Origin of the sequence: Amycolatopsis saalfeldensis (assembly GCF_900110575.1) — a bacterium.
Taxonomy (GTDB): domain Bacteria; phylum Actinomycetota; class Actinomycetes; order Mycobacteriales; family Pseudonocardiaceae; genus Amycolatopsis; species Amycolatopsis saalfeldensis.
The window spans coordinates 97264-117585 of the sequence record NZ_FOEF01000014.1; the positions used below are offsets into that span (position 1 = coordinate 97264).

Below are 20322 nucleotides of genomic sequence, written 5' to 3' on the forward strand. Positions count from 1 at the left end.
GCTCATTACCGGCCATTCGGTCAGTAACAGCAGAGACGGAGGCGCCGGACTTGGCACGCAACGCCGCGCACACGATGTTCGAAACCGACCAGGCCTCGCGCGCGCTGGGGATCGAACTCGTCGAGGCCGCCGACGGGCGCGCCGTCGCCACCATGGTGATCACCGAGTCGATGGTCAACGGCCACGACATCGCCCACGGCGGCTACCTGTTCCTGCTGGCCGACTCGACGTTCGCGCTCGCCTGCAACTCCCACGGCCCGGTCACCGTCGCGGCCGGCGCGGAGATCTCCTTCGTCGCGGCCGGCCGGCTGGGCGACCGCCTCATCGCCACCGCTGCCGAGCGGACCACCTTCGGCCGCAACGGCATCTATGACGTCACCGTGCACCGGGAGACCCCCGCGGGGCCCGAGGTCGTCGCCGAGTTCCGCGGCCGCAGCCGCGTCATCCAGCAGACCCGGGAAGCACAATGACCGACACCGCAGAGAAGCTCAGCGCCGACGAGCTGGCCGCAGTCCAGCTGGAACGTCTACAGTGGACGCTGCGCCACGCGTACGCGAACGTGCCGTTCTACACCAAGAAGTTCGCCGACGCGGGTGTGCACCCGGACGACTGCCGCGAGCTGGCCGACCTGGCGAAGTTCCCCTTCACCACGAAGGCGGACCTGCGTGACAACTACCCGTTCGGCATGTTCGCCGTGCCGCAGAAGGACATCCGGCGGATCCACGCGTCCAGCGGCACCACCGGCAAGCCGACGGTGGTCGGCTACACCGAGCAGGACCTGGACACCTGGGCCACGGTGGTGGCGCGCTCGATCCACGCGGCCGGCGGGCGACCGGGGCACAAGGTGCACGTGGCCTACGGCTACGGCCTGTTCACCGGCGGCCTCGGCGCGCACTACGGCGCGGAAAAGCTGGGCTGCACGGTGATTCCCGCGTCCGGCGGCATGACCGCCCGGCAGGTGCAGCTGATCACCGACTTCGAGCCCGAGGTCATCATGGTGACGCCGTCGTACATGCTCACGCTGCTGGACGAGTTCGAACGCCAGGGTGTGGACCCGCGGGCCAGCTCGCTGAAGGTCGGCATCTTCGGCGCCGAGCCGTGGACCGAGCAGATGCGCGCGGAGATCGAGGAGCGCTTCGCGATCGACGCGGTGGACATCTACGGCCTGTCCGAGGTGATGGGGCCGGGCGTCGCGCAGGAGTGCGTGGAAACCAAGGACGGCCTGCACATCTGGGAGGATCACTTCTTCCCCGAGGTGATCGACCCGTTCAGCGAAGCGGTGCAGTCGGCCGGCGCGCAGGGCGAGCTGCTGTTCACCTCGCTGACCAAGCAGGCGCTGCCGATCATCCGCTACCGCACCCGCGACCTCACCCGGCTGCTGCCGGGCACCGCGCGCCCGGCGTTCCGGCGGATGGAGAAGGTGACCGGCCGCAGCGACGACCTGATCATCCTGCGCGGGGTCAACGTCTTCCCCACGCAGATCGAGGAAATCGTGCTGCGCACCGAGGGGCTCAGCCCGCACTTCCAGCTCGTCCGTACCACGCGCGGGCGCCTCGATCACCTGACCGTGCGCGTGGAGGCCCGCCACGGCGCCGAAGCCGCGCTGCGCGAGACCGCCGCGTCCGCGCTGGCGGTCGGGGTGAAGGACGGGGTCGGGGTGAGCGTTACGGTGGAGATCGTGGAACCGGACACGCTGGAACGTTCACTGGGGAAGATGCGACGAGTGCTGGATCAGCGGGATCCCGCGTGACCACCCCTCCGGTGCGGCGGGGGCGGCCCGGGTACGACCTGGAGTCGTTGCTCCAGGTCGCGGTGAAGCTGTTCAACGAGCGCGGTTACGACGGCACCAGCATGGAAGACCTGTCGCGCAAGCTCGGCATCACGAAGTCCGCGATCTACCACCACGTGCCGAGCAAGGAAGAGCTGCTGCGGCTTTCGGTGGACCGGGCGCTGGACGGGCTGTTCGAGGTCGCCGCGGAGACCACGGCGCTCGAGGGGCGCGCGATCGACCGGCTGGAGCACCTGGTGCGCGGGAGCGTACTGGTGCTGGCGGACCGGCTGCCGTTCGTCACCCTGCTGTTGCGGGTGCGCGGCAACACCAAGGTGGAGCGGGCGGCGCTGGCGCGGCGGCGCGAGTTCGACCTCGTGGTGACCGATCTGGTGAAGCTGGCCGAGTCGGAAGGCGACGTCCGGCCGGACGTCGATCCGGCCGTCGCGGCGCGGCTGCTGTTCGGCACGGTGAACTCGCTGATCGAGTGGTACCGGCCGCGCCGCGGTTCGTCGGCGACGGACCTGGCCGACGCGGTGTGCAAGATGGCGTTCGACGGCCTGCGCGCCTGAGCCGGGCGAATCCGTTGCGGTAAGCCGAATTTCACGATTCGCCCGGGGTCTCCTGAGGCGGACGGCCGGCCTGCCACAGCATCGCGGCCCGCAGCTGCTCGATCAGCACCTCGTCGTCCTCCTCCGAGGGTTCGGCGCCCAGCGGGATCCAGCGCTCGCCGACCAGGCGGCCCTCGTCGTAACTGCAGATCACGATGCCCGGGTAGGACATGGACAGCTCGCCCGTCTCACCGGACTCCCCGGCATCGCGGCCGGGGGCGCATTCCGGCGGGCATTCCTGGTCGTCGACCCGCACATGCCGGTGTTGCAGGCGCACACTCACCCAGCGTCCGGCCGGGCCGGTCGTGCCGCCGTCCGCGTCGCCCATCAGCTCCTGCCCGAATGCTCTTCCCCCTGCCGGTCTCGTCGCGCCAGTGGCCGGGGAAGTTACCGGGCAGCCGTTCCGGTTGGGTAACGGCGCTTCCCGACGTCGGGCAACACTCTTTACGCGCGGTCAACAACTTGTTGACAGCACGGAGGCGGGCGACGAGGCTGACCCGATGAGCACCGGAGCGCAGCCCACCCGGCGAAGGCTGGAGCCGGCCGAGCGCAAGGCCGAGATCCTCACGGCGGCGCGGCGGCTGTTCGGCGCCGGCAGCTACGCGTCGGTGTCCACTTCGGACATCGCGGCCGCCGCCGGGGTGGCGCGCCCGTTGATCAACCACTACTTCGGCGGCAAGCGCGAGCTGTACCTCGAAGTGGTGCGGCAGCTGATGATCGTGCCCGCTCCCGTGGTGGAATCGCTGCCGGACGAGCCGATGGAGCGACGGCTGGAGATCGGCATCGAGCGCTGGATCGAGGTCGTCGAGCGCAACCGCGACGCCTGGCTGACCGTGATCGGGCCGGAGTCCGCGGGCCGCGACCCCGAGATCGAGCGCATCATGCTGGAGGCCGACGAGATCGCGGCCGACCGGGTGCTCGCCGCCGCGTTGATGACCGACGTCGCCGAGGGCCGTGAGCAGTTGCGCGCGATGATCCGTTCGTACGGCGGGATGTTGCGCGCCGCTTCGCGCGAGTGGCTGATCCGCGGCACGCTCGGCCGCACCGAGCTGCGCACGTTCCTCGTCGAGTCGGTGCTGGGCTTGCTGAAGGTCACCTACCCGGCCGTGCTCGCGGAGCGGACCGGCGCGCGAACGCTGCCGGGGTCATCCCGGTCCACCGTTTGAACGCGTAGATGAAGCTCGACGCCTCCGCGTAACCCAGCCGCAGCGCGACATCCTCGACCGACAGGGCGCCGGTGTCCAGCATCTCCTCGGCGAGCGTCTGGCGGACCTCGTCCACGAGCTGGCGGTAGCCGGTGCCGGCGTCGGCCAGCCGGCGGCGCAGCGTGCGCGGGCTCACCGCGAGCTGGCGCGCGATCTCGTCCATGCCGGCGTCGACCCCGCCCAGGCGTACCAGGCGCTCCCGCACCAGCTGGGCGATGCCGGAGCGCTCTCGGCGGCGGGCGACGAGCGCGTCACACTGCGCAGCACAGAGGGCCACGGTCTGCTCATTGGCTTGGGGCAAGGGATAAGTGAGCAGCGCGGGGTCCATCGTCGCGAGGTGGCGCGGGGCGCCGAATTCGGGCACCAGGCCGAAAGTATCCACATAGGACTGGACCGCGTCCGGCGCGTCGTGCCGGAAGCCCAGGTGCTCCAGGCGGATCTCCGGGAGCAGGTCGCGCATCACCGTGTGGATCGCGCCGAGGTCCCGCAGGACCAGGAAGCGGGCGACGTCGGCGGGCACCCGCGTGTCGTCGAGCACCACGCTGATCCCGTCGTCGTCCAGCTCCACGTGCGGGATGCAGAAGGTGAAGCTCAGGTCCAGGTAGCGCAGGGCGAACAGCATCGCGTCACGCATCGTCGGGCTGCTGATGCAGGCGAACCCGAAGATGCCGAAGGTCGTCACGCGGTAGCGGCGGCCGAGCTCCAGCGCCAGGTCGTCCGAGCCCCCGGCGCGCGCGGCCACGGCGCGGACCACGGCCAGCTCCTGGCGCGCGTCCACCTGCCGGTCCGGCGCCTCCCAGCCGCTCAAGGCGTCGAGGTCGGCGGCGGGCAGCAGCTCGCGGGCGGGCACGCCGTGGTCCTCGGCGAACCGGAGCATCAGCTGGATGCTGGCCGTGCCACGGGGGAAGTCCCAGTCGCGGACCGCGGGCGCGGCGAGCTCGGCCATGGCCGGGATTATGGATCAGGACCCGTCGATCATGCTCGTCGAGGGCGGGAACTGTCCGCATTGGTGGTTACAGTCCGGCTATGAATCTGAGCCGGCGCGCCTTGAGCCGCGCGACGCTGGACCGTCAGCTGCTGCTGCGGCGGGTGAAGCTGCCGGCCTTCGACGCGGTCGAGCACCTCGCGGGATTGCAGGCGCAGGCGCCGTTCCCGCCGTATTACGCGCTCCACGCGCGGCTGCACGGCTTCCGGCCCGAGGACCTTTCGAAGCTGCTGCTCGACCGGCAGGTGGTGCGGCTGGTGCTGATGCGCGGCACGGTGCACCTGGTGAGCGCCGCGGACGCGCTCGCGTGGCGGCCGCTGGTGCAGGTGATCATGGACCGTGACCTGGACACGAACGTCCAGTTCGCGGCGAAGATCGCCGGGCTGGACCGCGGGGCCGTCACCGACGTGGCGCGGAAGCTGCTGGCCGCCCGGCCGCACTCGGGCGCGGAGCTGGGCGCCGCCCTCGCGTCGCAGTGGCCGGACCGGCCGGCCGGCGCGCTGACGCACCTGGCGCGGGGCCTCCTGCCGCTCGTGCAGATCCCGCCGCAGGGCGTGTGGGGCTCGTCCGGGCAGCCGACCTACCAGCTCGCCCACGACTGGATCGGCGGGCCCGCGCCGGTGGCCCCGTCGCTGACCGAGCTGGTCCGGCGGTACCTGAAGGCGTTCGGCCCGGCTTCGGTGGCGGACGCGCAGGCTTGGGCGGGCGTCACGCGGCTGGGCGAGGTCTTCGCGGAGATGGACCTGCGCGCCTACCGCGACCCGGACGGCCGAGTGCTCTACGACCTGCCCGAAGCCGTGGTCCCCGAAGAGGACGGGCCCATGCCGCTGCGGCTGCTGGGCCCGTTCGACCAGACCCTGCTGGCCTATGCCGACCGGCGGCGGGTGATCAGCGACGAGCACCGCAAGCGCGTCATCACGCAGAACGGGCTGGTGAAGGGCACCCTGCTGGCCGGCGGCCAGGTGCGGGGCAGCTGGGAAACGGCCAAGGCGGGCGGGAAAACGACACTCACCGTGACCCCGTTCGAACGGCTGGCCAAGCGTGACGTCACCGCCGCGGAGAGCGCCGGGCGGAAGCTGCTGGCCTGGTCCTCCCCCGGCACCGAGTCCGAGGTGCGGGTCCTGACCGCCTCTTGAGTGGCCGGGATTCTCGATTCGCTGTCCGCCGCTGTCCTTCCCCACGCGGTGACCGCTCGGTAGCTTGCCGGGCATGGGTGAAACGGCAAGGACGCCGTCGGTGCTGATCGTCGGCACCGGGTTCGGCGGGATCGCGACGGCGATCGAGCTCAAGCGCGCCGGGTTCCACGACATCACGATCCTGGAGCAGGCGGACGAGCCCGGCGGCGTGTGGCGTGAAAACACCTACCCGGGCGCGGCTTGCGACGTCGCTTCGCCGCTCTACTCCTTCTCCTACGAGCCCAACCCGCGCTGGCCCCGGCGGTTCTCGCTGCAGCCGGACATCCACGCCTACCTCAAGCGGGTCATCGGCAAGTACGGGATCGCCCCGCACATCCGGTACGGGCAAGAGGTCACCGCGGCCACCTTCGACGAAGGCCGCTGGCGCGTGGAGACGGCGGGCGGCGAGACCTACGAGGCGGACGTGTTCGTGCCGGCCGTCGGCCAGCTCTCGCGACCGGCGATGCCCGACCTCCCCGGGCTCGGCACCTTCGAGGGCCCCGCGTTCCATTCCGCGCGCTGGGACCACGAGGCGCCGTTGGAAGGCAAGCGCGTCGCGGTGATCGGGACCGGCGCGAGCGCCATCCAGTTCGTGCCGGAGCTGCAGAAGCGCGTCGCGAAGCTGACCATCTTCCAGCGCACCGCGCCGCACATCATGGCCAAGAACGACGCGCGTTACACCGGCTGGCAGCAGCGGCTGTTCCGGCGTGTCCCGGCCACCCAGCTGTTCGGCCGGCTGCGGATCTTCCTGCTGGCCGAGTATGCGACGTACGCCATGACGCACCACCCGGTCCTGGCGAAGGTGTTCGAGGCCCGCACCGCGCAGCTGCGGCGCCGGTACCTCAAGGATCCCGAGCTGCGACGCAAGCTCACGCCCGGCTTCCCGCTGGGCTGCAAGCGAATCCTGTTCACCAGCAACTACCTGCCCGCCGTCGCGCAGCCGAACGTCGAGGTCGAGACCACCCGGATCCGCGAGATCACCCCGCGCGGCGTGCGCACCGAGGACGGCGTCGAGCACGAGGTGGACGCGATCGTCTACGGCACCGGCTTCCGCGCGACCGAATTCCTCGGCACCATGAAGGTGCACGGGCTCGGCGGGCGGGCGCTGTCCGATGCCTGGGCCGGTGGCGCCCGGGCGTACCTGGGCCTTTCGGTGCCCGGCTTCCCGAACCTGTTCTGCGTCTACGGCCCCAACACCAACCTCGGCGCGGGCTCCATCATCTACATGCTCGAACGGCAGGCGCGCTACATCCGCCAGGCCGTGGAGCAGCTGACCCGGCCCGGAGTGTCCTATTTGGACGTCAGACCGGAAGTCGAAGAGCGGTACGACACCGAGGTGCAGCGGCGGCTCTCGCGTAGCGTCTGGAGCGCGTGCAGCAGCTGGTACCGGCAGGCCGACGGCCGGGTGAGCACCAACTGGCCCGGCCTGGTGACCGAATACGACCGCCGGACCCGCCGCCTCGACCCGGCCGACTACCAGCTGGTGACCCTCCCCGGTAAAGCCCACTGACCAGGCGATTCAACAGCTGCACAACCGATCTGCCTACCAGGACCGGGCAGGCTGGACCCGGTCGCACGCGCTCACCCCCTCTGCGCGCGTGCACTGGGGGTGTTCTGGAGGGGTTCCCGCGGCGACTCCCTCCCCTGTCGTCGCGGGAGCCCCTCCAGGTCTGTCCGGACCACCCCTACGGCAGGTTCGCGAGCCCGGCACCGACGGTGTTCGCGAACGCGTACCCGGCGGCCGCGTCCCAGTTGATCGACCAGGTCATGGCGCCGCGGATCGCCGGGTACGTCGCCGGGGGCTTGTACGAGTCACAGCCCGAGCCCTTGGCCAGGCAGTTCAGCGCCGAGACCACGTTCGACGGCGACTGGTAGCCGCCGCCCGCCGCCGAGCCGGACGCGGGCAGGCCGAGGGCCACCTGGTCGTCGCGCAGGCCGCCCTGCAGCTGGATGCACGCGAGCGCGGTCAGGAAGTTGACCGTGGACTGGCCGTAGACCTGGCCGTCGCAGCCGAGCATGGTGCCGGAGTTGTAGTACTGCATGTTGACGATCGTCAGGATGTCCTTGATGTTCAGCGCGAGCTGGAAGTAGGCGCCTTGCGTGGACTGCATGTCGATCGTCTGCGGCGCCATCGTGATCACCTGGCCGCCGCCGTCGTGGATGCTGCGCAGCGCCTGGGCCATGTAGGTGGCGTTGACGCCGTTCTCCAGGTCGATGTCGACGCCGTCGAACCCGTAGGTGGAGATCAGCGACTTGATCGAGTTGGCGAAGTTGTCCGCGGACGCCGAGTCGCTGACGTTGATGGTGCCGTTCTGGCCGCCGACGGAGATGATGACCTGCTGCCCGCGCGCCTGCACGGCCTTGATGTCGGCGCGGAACTGGTCGTCGGTGTAGCCGCCGAGCGCCGAGGACAGGCCCGAGTCGAGCGTGAAGCTCACCGCGCCCGGTGTGCTCGTGGCGTCGGCGAAGGCCACGGCGATGATGTTGTACTGCGAAGGCACATCTGCGAGCTTCAGCGGCTTCGCGCCGTTGTCGAAGTTCTGCCAGTAGCCGGTGAGCAGGTGCTTGGGCAGGGCGTTGGGGGCCGCCTTCACCGCGCCCGGATGGTCGGCGGCGGTCCTGACTGCGGCGGCGGAAGCATTGCCGCTGACGGCGAACGTCACCGCGAGGCCGGCGGCCACCGTGGCCACCAGCGCGGTCAGCGCCTTCTTGGGGTTACGGGACATGGGGAGACCTCCACGGGAGAGTGAGGCAGGTCACCACAAAGTGGACTAGACCAATACCGATGTCAAGGCACCCTTGGGCAGGCCCATACGAAAGTCGCACCGCGCCGGACGGCAGAATGCACGATACGGAACGTCGAGACGGAGCAGGAGCTTGGTTGTGAGCGTGCAGTCGGTCGAGCAGCGGATCGCTGAAGAGCTGGAGGTGCGCGAAGGGCAGGTCAAGGCCGCCGTCGATCTCCTCGACGGGGGGTCGACCGTGCCGTTCATCGCCCGGTACCGCAAGGAGGTCACCGGGATGCTCGACGACGCGCAGCTGCGCACGCTGGAGGAGCGCCTGCGCTACCTGCGTGAGCTCGACGAGCGCCGCGTCGCCGTGCTGGAGTCCATCCGGACCCAGGGCAAGCTGGACGAGGCCCTGGAGGCGCAGATCCTCGCCGCGGACACGAAGTCGCGGCTCGAGGACATCTACCTGCCGTACAAGCCGAAGCGGCGGACGAAGGCCCAGATCGCGCGTGAGGCCGGCCTCGAGCCGCTGGCCGACGGCCTGATGAACGACCCGTCGACCGACCCGCACGCGGCCGCCGCGGTGTTCGTCGACGCCGACAAGGGCGTGGCCGACGCGCAGGCGGCGCTCGACGGCGCCCGCTCGATCCTGGTCGAGCGCTTCGCGGAGGACGCCGACCTGATCGGCGAACTGCGCGAGAAGATGTGGACCGAAGGCCACCTCACGTCGAAGGTCCGCGCGGGCAAGGAGACCGAAGGCGCCAAGTTCGCCGACTACTTCGACTTCTCCGAGCCGTACACCAAGCTCCCCTCGCACCGCATCCTCGCGATGCTGCGTGGCGAGAAGGAAGAAGTCCTCGACCTTTCGATGGAGCCGGAGGAGCCTTCCGAAGAGCCGCGGGTCGGGCCGACGCAGTACGAGCAGCGAATCGCGCACAAGGTCGGCATCACCCAGCAGGGCCGCCCGGCGGACAAGTGGCTCGGCGACACGGTGCGCTGGGCCTGGCGCACGAAGATCCTCCTGCACCTGGGCATCGACCTGCGGATGCGGCTGCGCCAGTCGGCCGAGGACGACGCCGTGCGCGTGTTCGCGGCCAACCTGCGCGACCTGCTGCTGGCCGCCCCGGCCGGCACCCGCGCGACGATGGGCCTCGACCCCGGCTTCCGCACCGGGGTGAAGGTGGCGGTCGTCGACGCCACCGGCAAGGTCGTCGACACCCACGTGATCTACCCGCACCAGCCGGCGAACAAGTGGGACCAGTCGATCGCCGAGCTGGCCGTCCTGTGCGCGCGGCACAACGTGGACCTGATCTCGATCGGCAACGGCACCGCCTCGCGCGAGACGGACAAGCTCGCGCAGGAGCTGATCAAGAAGCACGCCGAGCTGAAGCTGACGAAGGCCGTGGTCTCGGAGGCGGGTGCTTCGGTGTACTCGGCGTCGGCGTTCGCTTCGCAGGAGCTGCCGGGCATGGACGTTTCGCTGCGCGGCGCCGTCTCGATCGCACGACGGCTGCAGGACCCGCTGGCGGAGCTGGTGAAGATCGACCCGAAGTCGATCGGCGTCGGGCAGTACCAGCATGACCTGTCCGAGGCCTCGCTGTCGCGCTCGCTCGACGCGGTGGTGGAGGACTGTGTGAACGCCGTGGGCGTGGACGTGAACACGGCGTCCGCGCCGCTGCTCACCCGCGTCTCGGGCATCACCACGGGGCTGGCCGAGAACATCGTGTCCCACCGCGACTCGAACGGGCCGTTCAAGACGCGCACCGCGCTCAAGGAGGTCGCGCGGCTCGGCCCGAAGGCGTTCGAGCAGTGCGCGGGCTTCCTGCGCATCCCGGACGGCGACGACCCGCTCGACGCGTCGTCGGTGCACCCCGAGGCCTACCCGGTGGTCCGGCGGATCCTGACCGCCACCAGCACGGACCTCCGTTCGCTGATCGGCAGCACGCGCACGCTGCAGGCGCTGAAGCCGGCCGAGTTCGTCGACGAGACCTTCGGCCTGCCGACGGTCACCGACATCCTGGCCGAGCTGGAGAAGCCGGGCCGCGACCCGCGCCCGGCGTTCAAGACGGCCACCTTCGCCGAGGGCGTCGAGAAGATCGGCGACCTCACGCCGGGCATGCGGCTGGAGGGCGTGGTGACGAACGTGGCGGCGTTCGGCGCGTTCATCGACGTCGGCGTGCACCAGGACGGGCTCGCGCACGTCTCGGCGCTGTCGAAGAACTTCGTGAAGGACCCGCGCGACGTCGTGAAGCCCGGTGACATCGTGAAGGTCAAGGTGCTGGACGTCGACGTGCCGCGCAAGCGGATCTCGTTGACGCTGCGCCTGGACGACGAGCCGGGCACCTCGTCGCAGGACCGCCGCGGCGGCGGCGGTGCCCAGCAGGGCGGCGGGCGTGACCGCGGCCAAGGCGGCGGTGGCCAGCGCCGGGGCGGCCAGCAGCCGAACCGCGGCGGAAACGGCGGCGGCCGGGACCGCGGCGGCAATTCCGGCGGCAGTGGCGGCAGCGGCGGCAGCGGCTCCATGGCCGACGCCCTCCGGCGCGCCGGGTTCGGCAAGTAAGGACTCGTGGGTGTTTATGCCGGCTAGAACCGGCATAAACACCCACGAGCTTTTCAGTGCGCCCAGTCCTCGATGACCGCCTCCGCGCGGAAGCGCAGGGCCGGGTCGGCGTAACGGGCTTCGGGCACGGCATACAGCGCCTCGACCCCGGCCCGCTGCGCCGGATATGCCGCCGCGTAGGCCGTCAGCTCGACCTCGCTCGCGGGCAGCGAGGCGACGTCGAGCAGCTTCCGGATCACGTCCACTGTGGACTCCGAAGTCAGTTCAGGCATGGCTTTCCCCTTCCAGGACAAGCAAATCAGGCGGCGACGGGAGCCGAAACCAGCGCGGGCTCACGCAGGTGCCAATCGGTGACGAGCTGGAACGCCGCCCCCGTACGCAGCAGGGCTGCCTCTCCGAAGGCGGGCCCGGCAACCTGCATCGAAAGCGGCAACCCGGCCGCGGTGAAGCCCATCGGCACGGCGAGCACGGGGTTGCCGAGGCTGTCCCAGTACGGCGTGAAAATCGTCGAGAACAACGCGCCGACGTCCGGCACCCCATCCGGGCCGGCCAGGCTGTCGAACGCGGGCGCGCCGGCCGCGGCGGTCGGCATCACGGCCACGTCCACGGTCCGGAACAGCTTCGCGATCGCGTCCTGCGCCACCCGCCGGACGCGCTGGGCCTGCACGTAGTCGGCGCCGGAGACGGTCGCCCCGGTGGCCAGCATCGCCCTGGTGCCAACGAAGTAGTCGGTCCAGCGGCCGGAAAGATCGCCGCGGTGATACGCCAGCGCCTCGCAGCCCATGGTGATCATGTCCGCCGTGATCATCTCCGGCCACAACGGCAGCGACACCTCCACCACCTCCGCGCCCAGCCCGGTGAGCACGGCGACGGCCGCGTCGAACGTGCTCGCCAGCGAGGGATCGCCGTCGGCCGGGAAATGGTGTTCGCGCACCACGCCGACGCGCAGCCCGGTCAGGTCGCCGCCGAGTTCCGGCGCGGTGAACGGCGCGTCGACGCAGTCCGGGTCGCTCGCATGCGGCCCGGCGAGCACCTCCAGCACCGACGCGCAGTCCTGCGCGCTGCGGGCGAGCGGCCCGATGTGGTCGAGGCTGTAGCCCAGCGGCACGCAGCCGGACTTCGGCACCCGGCCGAACGTCGGCATCAGCCCGCTCACCCCGCAGAACGCCGCCGGGATGCGGATGCTGCCGCCGGTGTCCGTGCCGAGCCCGGCCAGGAACATGCCGGCCGCGACGCCGCTGCCGGTGCCCGAGCTGGACCCGCCGGGCCAGGTCGCCGTGTCCCACGGGTTGCGCGGCACCGGGAACGGCTTGGTGTCGTCCGGCATGCCGCAGGCGAACTCCATCGTGGTGGTCTTGCCGGTGATCACCGCGCCGGCCGCCTTCAGCCGCGCGACGACGGGCGCGTCCTTGCCCGCGCCCCAGGTCCGGTCGAGGATCAGGCTCTGCGCGGTCGTCGGCCCCTCGGCCATCGCGAGGATGTCCTTGACGCCAAAGGGAATTCCGTGCAACGGGCCGCGGTCCTCCCCGCGGGCCAGCTCGGTGTCGGCCAGCGCGGCCCGTTCGAGCGCGTACTCGTCGAAGCGGGCGAGGTAGGTGCCCACCTCGGCGTCGGCGAGATCGGCGCGGGCGATGGCGGCTTCGGTCAGCTGTACGGCCGTGACAGTGCCGTCGCGCAACGCGGCGGCGGCGTCGGTGAGAGTCTGCGGGGTCTCCGTCATGCCAGCTCCTCGAGCATCGGGTTGCGGGTTCCGCGCGAAACGATGCGGAACCGGTCCGCGCGGGTCTGGACGAAAGCGAGGTCGAACAGCCGGCCGGACACGTCGGCGATGGTCTGCTCGATGGCCAGCACGGGCGCGCCGGCGGGCACCCCGAGCACGGCCGCGGTGTGCGGATCGGCGGTTTCCGCGCCGATCACGAACTCCGAGGCGCCGAACTCGACGCCGGCGTCCGCGAGCAGCGCGTACCAGTCCGTGACGAACGGGCAGTCGCGCAGCTTCTCCGCCTCGGGGAACAGCGCGTAGTTCGTGGCGAGCCAGAGCGGCTCTTCCTCGTGCAGCGCCACGTATTCCAGGCGCAGGCACGGGATTCCGGCCGGCGCGCCGAGCCGCTCGGCGGCGACCGCGGACAGCGCCACCACGGACCGGTCCAGCACCCGCGGCCGGGTGCGGCGGTTCAGCAGGCTCGTCGGCGAGGGCGAGCTGGTGCCGTGCGCCTCGGTGATCCTGGTGCTGACCGAGTGCGCCACGGCGTGGGTCCCGACGCCCTGCGTCCGCTCGATCAGCCCCTCGGCCCGGAGCAGGGCGAGTGCCTCCCGCACCGCCGCGCGAGACAGCCCGTGCTCGGCCATCAGCTCCGTTTCACCGGGCAGCTGCCCGCCGGTGAACCGGTCGCCCTGCACCGCCGAACGCAGCAGGTCACGCAGCCTGCGCACGTCGTGCGCTCTCGACGCACCTCGCACACCGCCGGACCATAGGCAGCGGGCGTTGCCTGCCGGGGTCCGCGGCGTCACCCGGCTGTTAAAGCGGACCGGCGCGCTCACGGCGTGACCTCCGAAACGGCGGTCAGCGCGGGCGCACGGGGCGGCACGACGGGCATTCCCAAGGCCGTCTTGCGCGGCACCCACGCGCTCGGCTTGCACGCGTCCTTGCACTTGCCCTCGGTGGAACAGCACAGCGAGCAGATCGTGCCGCCGTGGAACGGGCAGGTCGCCATGTCGCTGACGTCGTAGCTGCCTTCACACACCGTGCACGGCAGCTCCGTCGCGTCGGCCGGCAGCTCCGAAACCCGCGCGACGTACCAGCGGCCGCGCGTCGCGAGCGCCACCAGCGGCGGCAGCACGAACGCGAGCACCAGCGCGAGGAACGGCGAAAGCGCGGCCATGGCGGTCCCGAACGCGCCGTAGTAGGCGACCATCGACACACCGCCGGCCACGACCATCGAGCCGAAGCCGACCGGGTTCACGTTGTACAGGTGCGCGCGGTGGAAGACGAGGTCCGCCGGAGCGAGCTTGAGCAGCTTCCGGTTGATCACCAGGTCCGACACCATCGCGGCGATCCACGCGACGCCGACGTTCGAGTACCAGGCGAGCACCTCGACGATGTGGCTGAAGATGTCCAGCTCCATCAGCACCAGCGCCAGCCCGACCTGGAGGAACACCCAGGCGGCGCGGCCGGGGTGGCGGTGCAGCAGCCGGGAGAAGAAGTTCGACCAGGACAGCGAGCCCGAGTAGGTGTTCATGATGTTGATCTTGATCTGCGACAGCAGCACGAGGACCCCGGCGAGCACCAGCGCGACCGTGTGGTTGCCGGTCAGCCGCTCGTAGACGGCGGTGAACAGGTCCACCGGCACGGCCACCTGCGACGGGCCGAGCTTCGTCGCCGCGTAGCCGACCAGCAGCGTCGAGGCGAAGAAGATGCCGACGGCGAACAGCGCGAACCCCGGGCCGCCCATGATCACCGCGAGCCGCCAGCGGCCCCGGTTCTTCGGTGTCGGATCGGGCATCAGCCGCAGGTAGTCGCCCTGCTCCCCCACCTGCGTGGCCAGCGAGAGCTGCGCGGCGGCGATGGTGAACACCGCCAGCACGGTCAGCCCCGCGAGCCCGGCGGGCGAGACCGTGGCGGGGTGGACCATGTTGTGCCCGGCGTCCGGCGCGGTCGCCGCGGTGCCGATGGCGAGCCCGATCAACGCGATCCACAGCGGCCAGGTCCAGGCCTGGAACTTCGAGCTGAACGTCATCCCGTACAGCGTCAGCGGGATCATCACCGCGGAAACGACCACATAGGACAAACGAAGACCGAGCCCAGTCAGCGCGGTCACCGCCTGCGCCATGATCGCGCCCTCGTAGGCGAGGAAGATCAGCGTGTACGTCGCGTAGACCAGCGAGGTCAGCGTCGAACCGAGGTAGCCGAACCCGGAACCCCGGGTGAGCAGGTCGATGTCGACGTGCCTTCGCGTGATGGCGAACGCGATCACCAGCGTCAGCGGCAGCGTGACCGCCGCGGCGACGAGAAACCCGATCAGCGCCAGCGGCAGGAGCAGCCCGCGTTCACGAACGCCGCGTCGAGCGCGTACCCCGCCATGGCCGAGATCCCGACCAGGCAGCTGAGGAACACCATCCACGGCGACCATTTCCGGAACGACGCCGGTGTGTAACGCAGTGAGTAGTCTTCCATGTGCGGGTTGTCAGCGAGCCCCATGTCCGCTCCTTCCGGCCGGCTGGGCCGAAAGCTAGGAACGGAGTATTGCCGGGGTGTATCGGCGCGAGTTGCGCGCGGTTACGCCACAGCGAGAGCGTCGATCATGCGCTGACGTGGGGATTCCCGCGGGAAGATCACGGAAACGCCGGTTCGCGGGCCGATTCTGCGCCGACCGGCCCGCGAGGGCGTCAGGGGTTCGTCACGGATTCATCGCGTAGGCGCCGGAAAGCCCGCGCACCATCGTCCACACGCGATCGAACCGCTCGGCGTCGACCACCGGCTTGCGCAGCGCCGACAGCGCGATCTTCTGCTGCGCCTCGGTGGAGCCGGCCTTGCCGTTGAGGTCGACGGCGGCGAGGCTGAAGTCCTGCACCAGCACGGCGAAGATCTGGTCGACGACGTCGGCCTCGATGCCGGTCAGCTCCGCCTGCTCCAGCACCAGCTGGCCGTAGACGACCAGGGTGAACAGCTCGGTCAGCGCCAGGCCGAAGTCGAGGTCCTTCTGCTGCGCCTCGTCCGGCGTGGCCTCGGTGAGCAGCTTGACCAGCGCCGCGGCCTGCTCGGTGAGCAGCGCGACGTTCGGGATGCCGGACGCCTTCTCGTACGCGGTCTTCCAGTCGTGGAAGCGGACCTTCGACAGGCCGCGCGCCGGGCCCTGGCGGAACAGGAACTCGTCGTCCGCGGCGTCGTCGCGGGTCGGCACCGGGGCGTAGTCCTGCGGCGCGAAGAGGTACGCGGGCATGAACTTCGCGATCAGCGCCAGGTTCACCGCGACCGTGCCCTCGAGCTTGGGCAGGCCGTCGATGTCGTTCTTCGCCATCGCCAGGTAGGTGTCGGCCTCGAAGCCCTTCGCGGCGACGACGTCGGCGACCAGGCCGATCACCTTCTGTGCCTCCGTGGTCACCTTCATCTTGGTGATCGGGTTGAACAGCAGATAGCGGCGGTCGTCGGGGCCGGCGGAGCGGAAGTAGTCCACGGCGCGGTCGGAGAACAGCTTCATCGCGACCAGCCGCGCGTACGCCTCGACGAACTCGCGCCGCACGTGCGGGAAGTCGGTGACCGGATTGCCGTAGAGGACCCGGTTCTGCGCGTGCGTGATCGCCTCGTACAGCGAGTGCGTGGCCATGCCGATGCCGCCGAAGCACAGGTTGAACTTGCCGATGTTGACCGTGTTGAGCGCGGCGCTGAAGGCCTCCGCGCCGACGTGCAGGAGGTCCTCGGCGTGCACCGGGTAGTCCTCGAGCCGGAACTCCGCGACGTACATCTGCGAAGGCACCACGTTTTTCACCACGTGGTAGTTCGGGTGGTTCGAGTCGGCGTAGAAGAACACGTACTGATCGGGTCCCTCGACGCCCTCGATCCGGCCGAACACCGAGACCGTCTGCGCGCAGTTGCCGTTGCCGATGTAGTACTTCGAGCCGTTCGCGCGGTAGCTGTCACCGTCCTTGGTCAGCACCAGGTCCGACGAGTAGATGTCCGCGCCGTGGTCCTTTTCGGACAGTCCGAACGCGCCGACGCCGCCGGCCGCGAGCGCGTCCGCGGCCCGCTTGCGCGCGACGTCGTTGCCGCTCTGCCAGACCGGGCCGAGGCCGAGGATGGTGACCTGCCACGGGTACCAGTAGTTGAGCCCGTAGAACCCGAGGATCTCCGAAAGCGCGGCGACGCGGCTGGTGTCCCAGCGCTTGTCGGGGCTGCCGTCGGCGTTCGCGGCGGGCGTCAGGAAGGTGGCGAACAGGCCCTCCTCCCCCGCGAACTCGAGGAAGTCCGCGTAGAAGACGCGGGCGTGGTAGTCCTCGGTGAGCTTCGCCTTCCCCCGCGACTCGAACCAGTCGATGGTGGCGCGCAGCAGGCGCCGGGTCTCCGGGTCGAACCGCCGCGGGTCGTAGGCTGGCGGGTTCAGCAACAGCGACGTCGCGGTCATGGCACTCCTGTCGGTGATTACTCATCAGTAACTTAGCAAGCGGGCCAAGTGCGGGCAAACTCACGCGACGGGAGCGGGGCGGACCAGGTAAACTGATCATGCGGTCCGCTCAGTTCTGCCTCGGGCCGTGTTGTCGACTACCACGCGCCGCGGCCGTAAAGGGTCTGCGCCGGGCAGGACAACCCTTCTCAGGTATGGAGACCAGGGCGCATCGAGCGTCCACACCGCTTATGACGACTTTCACCGAACTCGGCCTGCCCGCCACCCTCGTGGACGCCCTCGCGGCGCAGGGCGTCACCGAACCGTTCCCCATCCAGGCGGCCACCCTGCCGCACACGCTCGCCGGGCGCGACGTGCTCGGCCGCGGCCGCACCGGCTCCGGCAAGACGTACGGCTTCGTGCTGCCCCTGCTCAGCCGCCTGGCCGAGGGCCCGACGCGGCGCCGCCCGGGCCGTCCGCGCGCGCTGATCCTGGCGCCCACCCGTGAGCTGGCCACCCAGATCGAGGCCGCGATCCTGCCGCTGGGCAAGGTGCTCGGCCTCAAGACCACCACGATCTTCGGCGGCGTCAGCGCCGGCCCGCAGATCACCCGGCTGCGCGATGGCGTCGACATCGTCGTCGCCTGCCCCGGCCGGCTGGCCGACCACATGCGCCAGGGCGAGGTGAAGCTCGACCAGATCGAGATCACCGTGCTCGACGAGGCCGACCACATGGCCGACCTGGGCTTCCTGCCCGAGGTCCGGCGCATCATGGACGCCACCCCGGAGCGCGGCCAGCGGCTGCTGTTCTCGGCGACCCTCGACGGCGGCGTCGACGTGCTGGTCAAGCGCTTCATGCACGATCCGGTCACGCACAGCGTCGACTCGGCCCAGTCGCCGGTCTCGACCATGACCCACCACGTGCTGCACCTCGAGGAGACCCACCGGCTGCCGGTGCTGGTCGACCTCACCGCGGCGCCCGGGCGCACGCTGGTGTTCACGCGCACGAAGCACCGCGCGAAGACCCTCACCCGCAAGCTGGTGGCCAGCGGCGTGCCCGCCGTCGAGCTGCACGGCAACCTCGGCCAGAACGCCCGGACCCGCAACCTCGAGGCGTTCTCCTCGGGCGCGGCGAAGACGCTGGTCGCGACCGACATCGCCGCGCGCGGCATCCACGTGGACGACGTCACGCTGGTCATCCACGCCGACCCGCCGGTCGAGCACAAGGCGTACCTGCACCGCTCGGGCCGCACCGCGCGGGCCGGCGCCTCGGGCACCGTCATCACGCTGATGACCGACGAGCAGGTGCGCGACGTGCGCGATCTCACCCGCAAGGCCGGCATCAAGCCGACCACCACGCAGATCGGCCCGGGCCACCCGCTGCTGGCGCAGCTGGCCCCGGGCGAGCGGACGTTCGACGCCTCCCCGCGCCGTCCGATCGTGGACAACCGGCCCAAGAAGGTCACCGCGGGCGGCCAGGCGGCTCCCGGCTCCCGCCGCGACGAGGACGAACGTCCCCCTCGCGGCCGCGGCCGCCGTGGCGCTGGTGGCCCCACCGGCGAAAACCGCGGAGGCGCTGGCGCCCGCGCCGCGGCCTCAGCCCGCCGAGACGACGGCGGCCGTCAGCGCTCCGGCGGCCGCGGCTCCGCTGGTGCGGCCACGGGCCGCGGGTCGGGTCGCACCGGCGACTTCGCCACCGACTCAGCCCGCTCCGGCGGCCGTGGGTCGGGTCGCACCGGCGACTTCGCCACCGACACCGGCCGCTCCGGCGGCCGTTCGGGCTCCCGCGGCTCGCGCCTGGAGTACACGACCGAGACCGGCTCGGACCGCCGTGACGACACGCGGCAGGGCCGTTCGCGCGGCCAGTCCGGTGCCGGTCAGGCCGGTGGCCGCTCGGGTTCCGGCGGCCGCGGCGCGGCACCGGCCCGCAACGGCCAGGCCCCGGTCCGGTCCGGTCAGCGGGCCCAGCAGCCGCCCGCCCGCTCCGCTTCCGGCGGCTCCCAGCGTGGCGCGGCCCCGGCCCGTTCCGGTGGCGGCCAGCCCCGCGGCGGCGCGGCGGCCTTCTCCTCGGGCACCCGCGCGGGTGGCCGTCGCTCCGACCGCTGATCCGAAACGCTCGACGAAGCAGGCCCGTGGGGTTCGCCCCGCGGGCCTGCTTCTTTTCCGGCGGAACGCTCAGCTGAGCAGAGCCAGCGCCGCCGGGCCCGCCGCGAGCACGAAACAGGCCGCCGCATTGGTCTTCCGGTACTGCACCAGCAGGGCGACGAACTCGCGCAAGAAGGCGCTCGGCACGAAGTACGAGGCCGTCCTGGCGCCGATGACGTCCAGGCGCAGCCCCAGCCGGCGGGCGAGCACCGCGGTGCGGAAGACGTGGTAGTTGTTCGTCACCGCGAGGACACGGCCGGTGAAACCGCGCTCCCCCAGCAAGGCGACGCTGTAGCGCAGGTTTTCGTCCGTGGTCGTGGCCCGGTCCTCCAGCACGACCTGCGCCGCGGGCACCCCCGCGGCCACCAGGTAGCCCGCCATCGCGGCGGCCTCGGACTTCAGCTCGTCCGGGCCCTGGCCGCCGGAGACCACCACCAGCGCCTCCGGGCACCGGCGCCAGAAGACCACGGCCCGGTCCAGCCGGCTCGCCAGCAGCGGCGGCACCCGGTCGCCCAGCAGGCCCGAGCCCAGCACGATCACGGCGTCCGCGCGGGCACGGCGCTTCACGCGGCTGTAGAGCACCGAGTACAGCAGCAGCGCGGTGAACACGAAGGCCAGGTAGCCCGCGACCAGCAGCGCCGAAAGCGCGACCACCACCAGCCACTGCGGGTGCCCGAACCACAACGCCGTCAGGGCCACGGCGAAGACCGCCAGCAAACCCAGCCCGGCCAGCAGCGAGAGCAGGTTCGCCACGCGGTGGCCCTCGCGCCGCCACATCACCACGCCGTTCGCGACCAGCGCCCACGGCAGCACCAGCGCGGACATCAACGCCAGCACCAGGAACAGGGTCAGCACCACGCTCTGCAGCCAGCTGACGCGGCCGAGCTGCCCGAGCAGCCACAGCCCGGTCAGCACCAGCGCGACGGCGAACCACACCGCGTTGCCCAACCGCCGCGGCTCGCGCAGGAACCGCACCAAGAAGATCAGGACGGCGATCAGCGCGAGGACCCCGGAGAACATGACCGGGGATTCTCGCAGGGGGTGGGC

The 20322-nt window shown here is 71.0% G+C and carries 17 protein-coding genes and 1 pseudogene; 8 read left to right on the plus strand and 10 right to left on the minus strand.

Features of this window, described 5'->3' with window-relative positions; genetic code table 11:
* The first annotated feature begins 74 nt into the window (after positions 1 to 74).
* Genes paaI through BMY97_RS28315 form a run of 3 tightly spaced genes read left to right on the plus strand, consistent with a single transcriptional unit; the run spans position 75 to position 2340 of the window.
* The gene (gene paaI / locus BMY97_RS28305; RefSeq protein ID WP_091622540.1) at positions 75 to 470 is read left to right on the plus strand and encodes a hydroxyphenylacetyl-CoA thioesterase PaaI; all 396 of its coding nucleotides are present in this window, start codon (positions 75 to 77) and stop codon (positions 468 to 470) included.
* Positions 467 to 1750 (plus strand): phenylacetate--CoA ligase PaaK, encoded by a 1284-nt coding sequence (gene paaK, locus BMY97_RS28310; protein ID WP_091622194.1) that lies wholly within the window; start codon positions 467 to 469, stop codon positions 1748 to 1750. The genes paaI and paaK overlap by 4 nt, the downstream gene beginning before the upstream one ends.
* Entirely contained in the window at positions 1747 to 2340 is a 594-nt protein-coding gene (locus BMY97_RS28315; protein ID WP_091622197.1) for a TetR/AcrR family transcriptional regulator, read from the plus strand. The genes paaK and BMY97_RS28315 overlap by 4 nt, the downstream gene beginning before the upstream one ends.
* Before the next feature lie 31 nt (positions 2341 to 2371).
* On the opposite strand, the gene BMY97_RS28320 is transcribed toward BMY97_RS28315, so the two are convergent.
* Complete coding sequence (locus tag BMY97_RS28320; protein ID WP_091622199.1) at positions 2372 to 2707, minus strand: hypothetical protein; 336 nt, start codon at positions 2705 to 2707, stop codon at positions 2372 to 2374.
* 172 nt (positions 2708 to 2879) lie between these two features.
* On the opposite strand from BMY97_RS28320, the gene BMY97_RS28325 reads away from it, so the two are divergent.
* The gene (locus tag BMY97_RS28325; protein WP_091622202.1) at positions 2880 to 3545 is read left to right on the plus strand and encodes a TetR/AcrR family transcriptional regulator; all 666 of its coding nucleotides are present in this window, start codon (positions 2880 to 2882) and stop codon (positions 3543 to 3545) included.
* Here the strand turns inward: BMY97_RS28325 and BMY97_RS28330 are convergent.
* Positions 3472 to 4530 (minus strand): AraC family transcriptional regulator, encoded by a 1059-nt coding sequence (locus BMY97_RS28330; RefSeq protein WP_091622204.1) that lies wholly within the window; start codon positions 4528 to 4530, stop codon positions 3472 to 3474. The genes BMY97_RS28325 and BMY97_RS28330 overlap by 74 nt on opposite strands.
* Before the next feature lie 80 nt (positions 4531 to 4610).
* Here BMY97_RS28330 and BMY97_RS28335 point away from each other — a divergent pair, with 80 nt between their 5' ends.
* Both BMY97_RS28335 and BMY97_RS28340 read left to right on the plus strand, forming a co-directional pair.
* Positions 4611 to 5705: a winged helix DNA-binding domain-containing protein gene (locus BMY97_RS28335; protein ID WP_091622207.1), complete on the plus strand. Its 1095-nt coding sequence runs from the start codon at positions 4611 to 4613 to the stop codon at positions 5703 to 5705.
* Between the two features lie 73 nt (positions 5706 to 5778).
* Positions 5779 to 7254 (plus strand): flavin-containing monooxygenase, encoded by a 1476-nt coding sequence (locus tag BMY97_RS28340; protein ID WP_091622210.1) that lies wholly within the window; start codon positions 5779 to 5781, stop codon positions 7252 to 7254.
* A gap of 175 nt (positions 7255 to 7429) precedes the next feature.
* Here BMY97_RS28340 and BMY97_RS28345 read toward each other — a convergent pair.
* Positions 7430 to 8320, minus strand: a pseudogene (locus tag BMY97_RS28345) (chitinase); the annotation flags it as partial.
* A gap of 307 nt (positions 8321 to 8627) precedes the next feature.
* On the opposite strand from BMY97_RS28345, the gene BMY97_RS28350 reads away from it, so the two are divergent.
* Positions 8628 to 11033 carry a Tex family protein gene (locus BMY97_RS28350; protein WP_091622213.1) on the plus strand — a complete coding sequence of 802 codons (2406 nt, stop codon included), beginning with the start codon at positions 8628 to 8630 and terminating at the stop codon, positions 11031 to 11033.
* Between the two features lie 53 nt (positions 11034 to 11086).
* Here the strand turns inward: BMY97_RS28350 and BMY97_RS28355 are convergent, their stop codons facing one another.
* The 6 genes from BMY97_RS28355 to BMY97_RS28375 form a co-directional block, all read right to left on the minus strand.
* On the minus strand, positions 11087 to 11305 hold the full coding sequence (locus BMY97_RS28355) for a hypothetical protein (protein WP_091622215.1): 219 nt from the start codon (positions 11303 to 11305) through the stop codon (positions 11087 to 11089).
* A gap of 26 nt (positions 11306 to 11331) precedes the next feature.
* Complete coding sequence (locus BMY97_RS28360; protein ID WP_091622218.1) at positions 11332 to 12753, minus strand: amidase; 1422 nt, start codon at positions 12751 to 12753, stop codon at positions 11332 to 11334.
* Positions 12750 to 13466: a GntR family transcriptional regulator gene (locus BMY97_RS28365; protein ID WP_091622221.1), complete on the minus strand. Its 717-nt coding sequence runs from the start codon at positions 13464 to 13466 to the stop codon at positions 12750 to 12752. Before BMY97_RS28365 ends, BMY97_RS28360 begins: the two co-directional genes overlap by 4 nt.
* Positions 13467 to 13570: 104 nt before the next feature.
* Positions 13571 to 15007: a purine-cytosine permease family protein gene (locus BMY97_RS28370; protein WP_245787533.1), complete on the minus strand. Its 1437-nt coding sequence runs from the start codon at positions 15005 to 15007 to the stop codon at positions 13571 to 13573.
* A gap of 44 nt (positions 15008 to 15051) precedes the next feature.
* Positions 15052 to 15231 (minus strand): hypothetical protein, encoded by a 180-nt coding sequence (locus tag BMY97_RS48675; protein WP_245787534.1) that lies wholly within the window; start codon positions 15229 to 15231, stop codon positions 15052 to 15054.
* 199 nt (positions 15232 to 15430) lie between these two features.
* The gene (locus BMY97_RS28375) at positions 15431 to 17152 is read right to left on the minus strand and encodes an acyl-CoA dehydrogenase family protein (protein WP_177231588.1); all 1722 of its coding nucleotides are present in this window, start codon (positions 17150 to 17152) and stop codon (positions 15431 to 15433) included.
* A 230-nt stretch (positions 17153 to 17382) separates the two neighbouring features.
* On the opposite strand from BMY97_RS28375, the gene BMY97_RS28380 reads away from it, so the two are divergent.
* Positions 17383 to 19236: a DEAD/DEAH box helicase gene (locus tag BMY97_RS28380; RefSeq protein WP_091622224.1), complete on the plus strand. Its 1854-nt coding sequence runs from the start codon at positions 17383 to 17385 to the stop codon at positions 19234 to 19236.
* Positions 19237 to 19305: 69 nt separating this feature from the next.
* On the opposite strand, the gene BMY97_RS28385 is transcribed toward BMY97_RS28380, so the two are convergent.
* Positions 19306 to 20295, minus strand: a complete 990-nt coding sequence (locus BMY97_RS28385) for a YdcF family protein (RefSeq protein WP_091622226.1) — start codon at positions 20293 to 20295, stop codon at positions 19306 to 19308.
* Positions 20296 to 20322 lie beyond the last annotated feature (27 nt).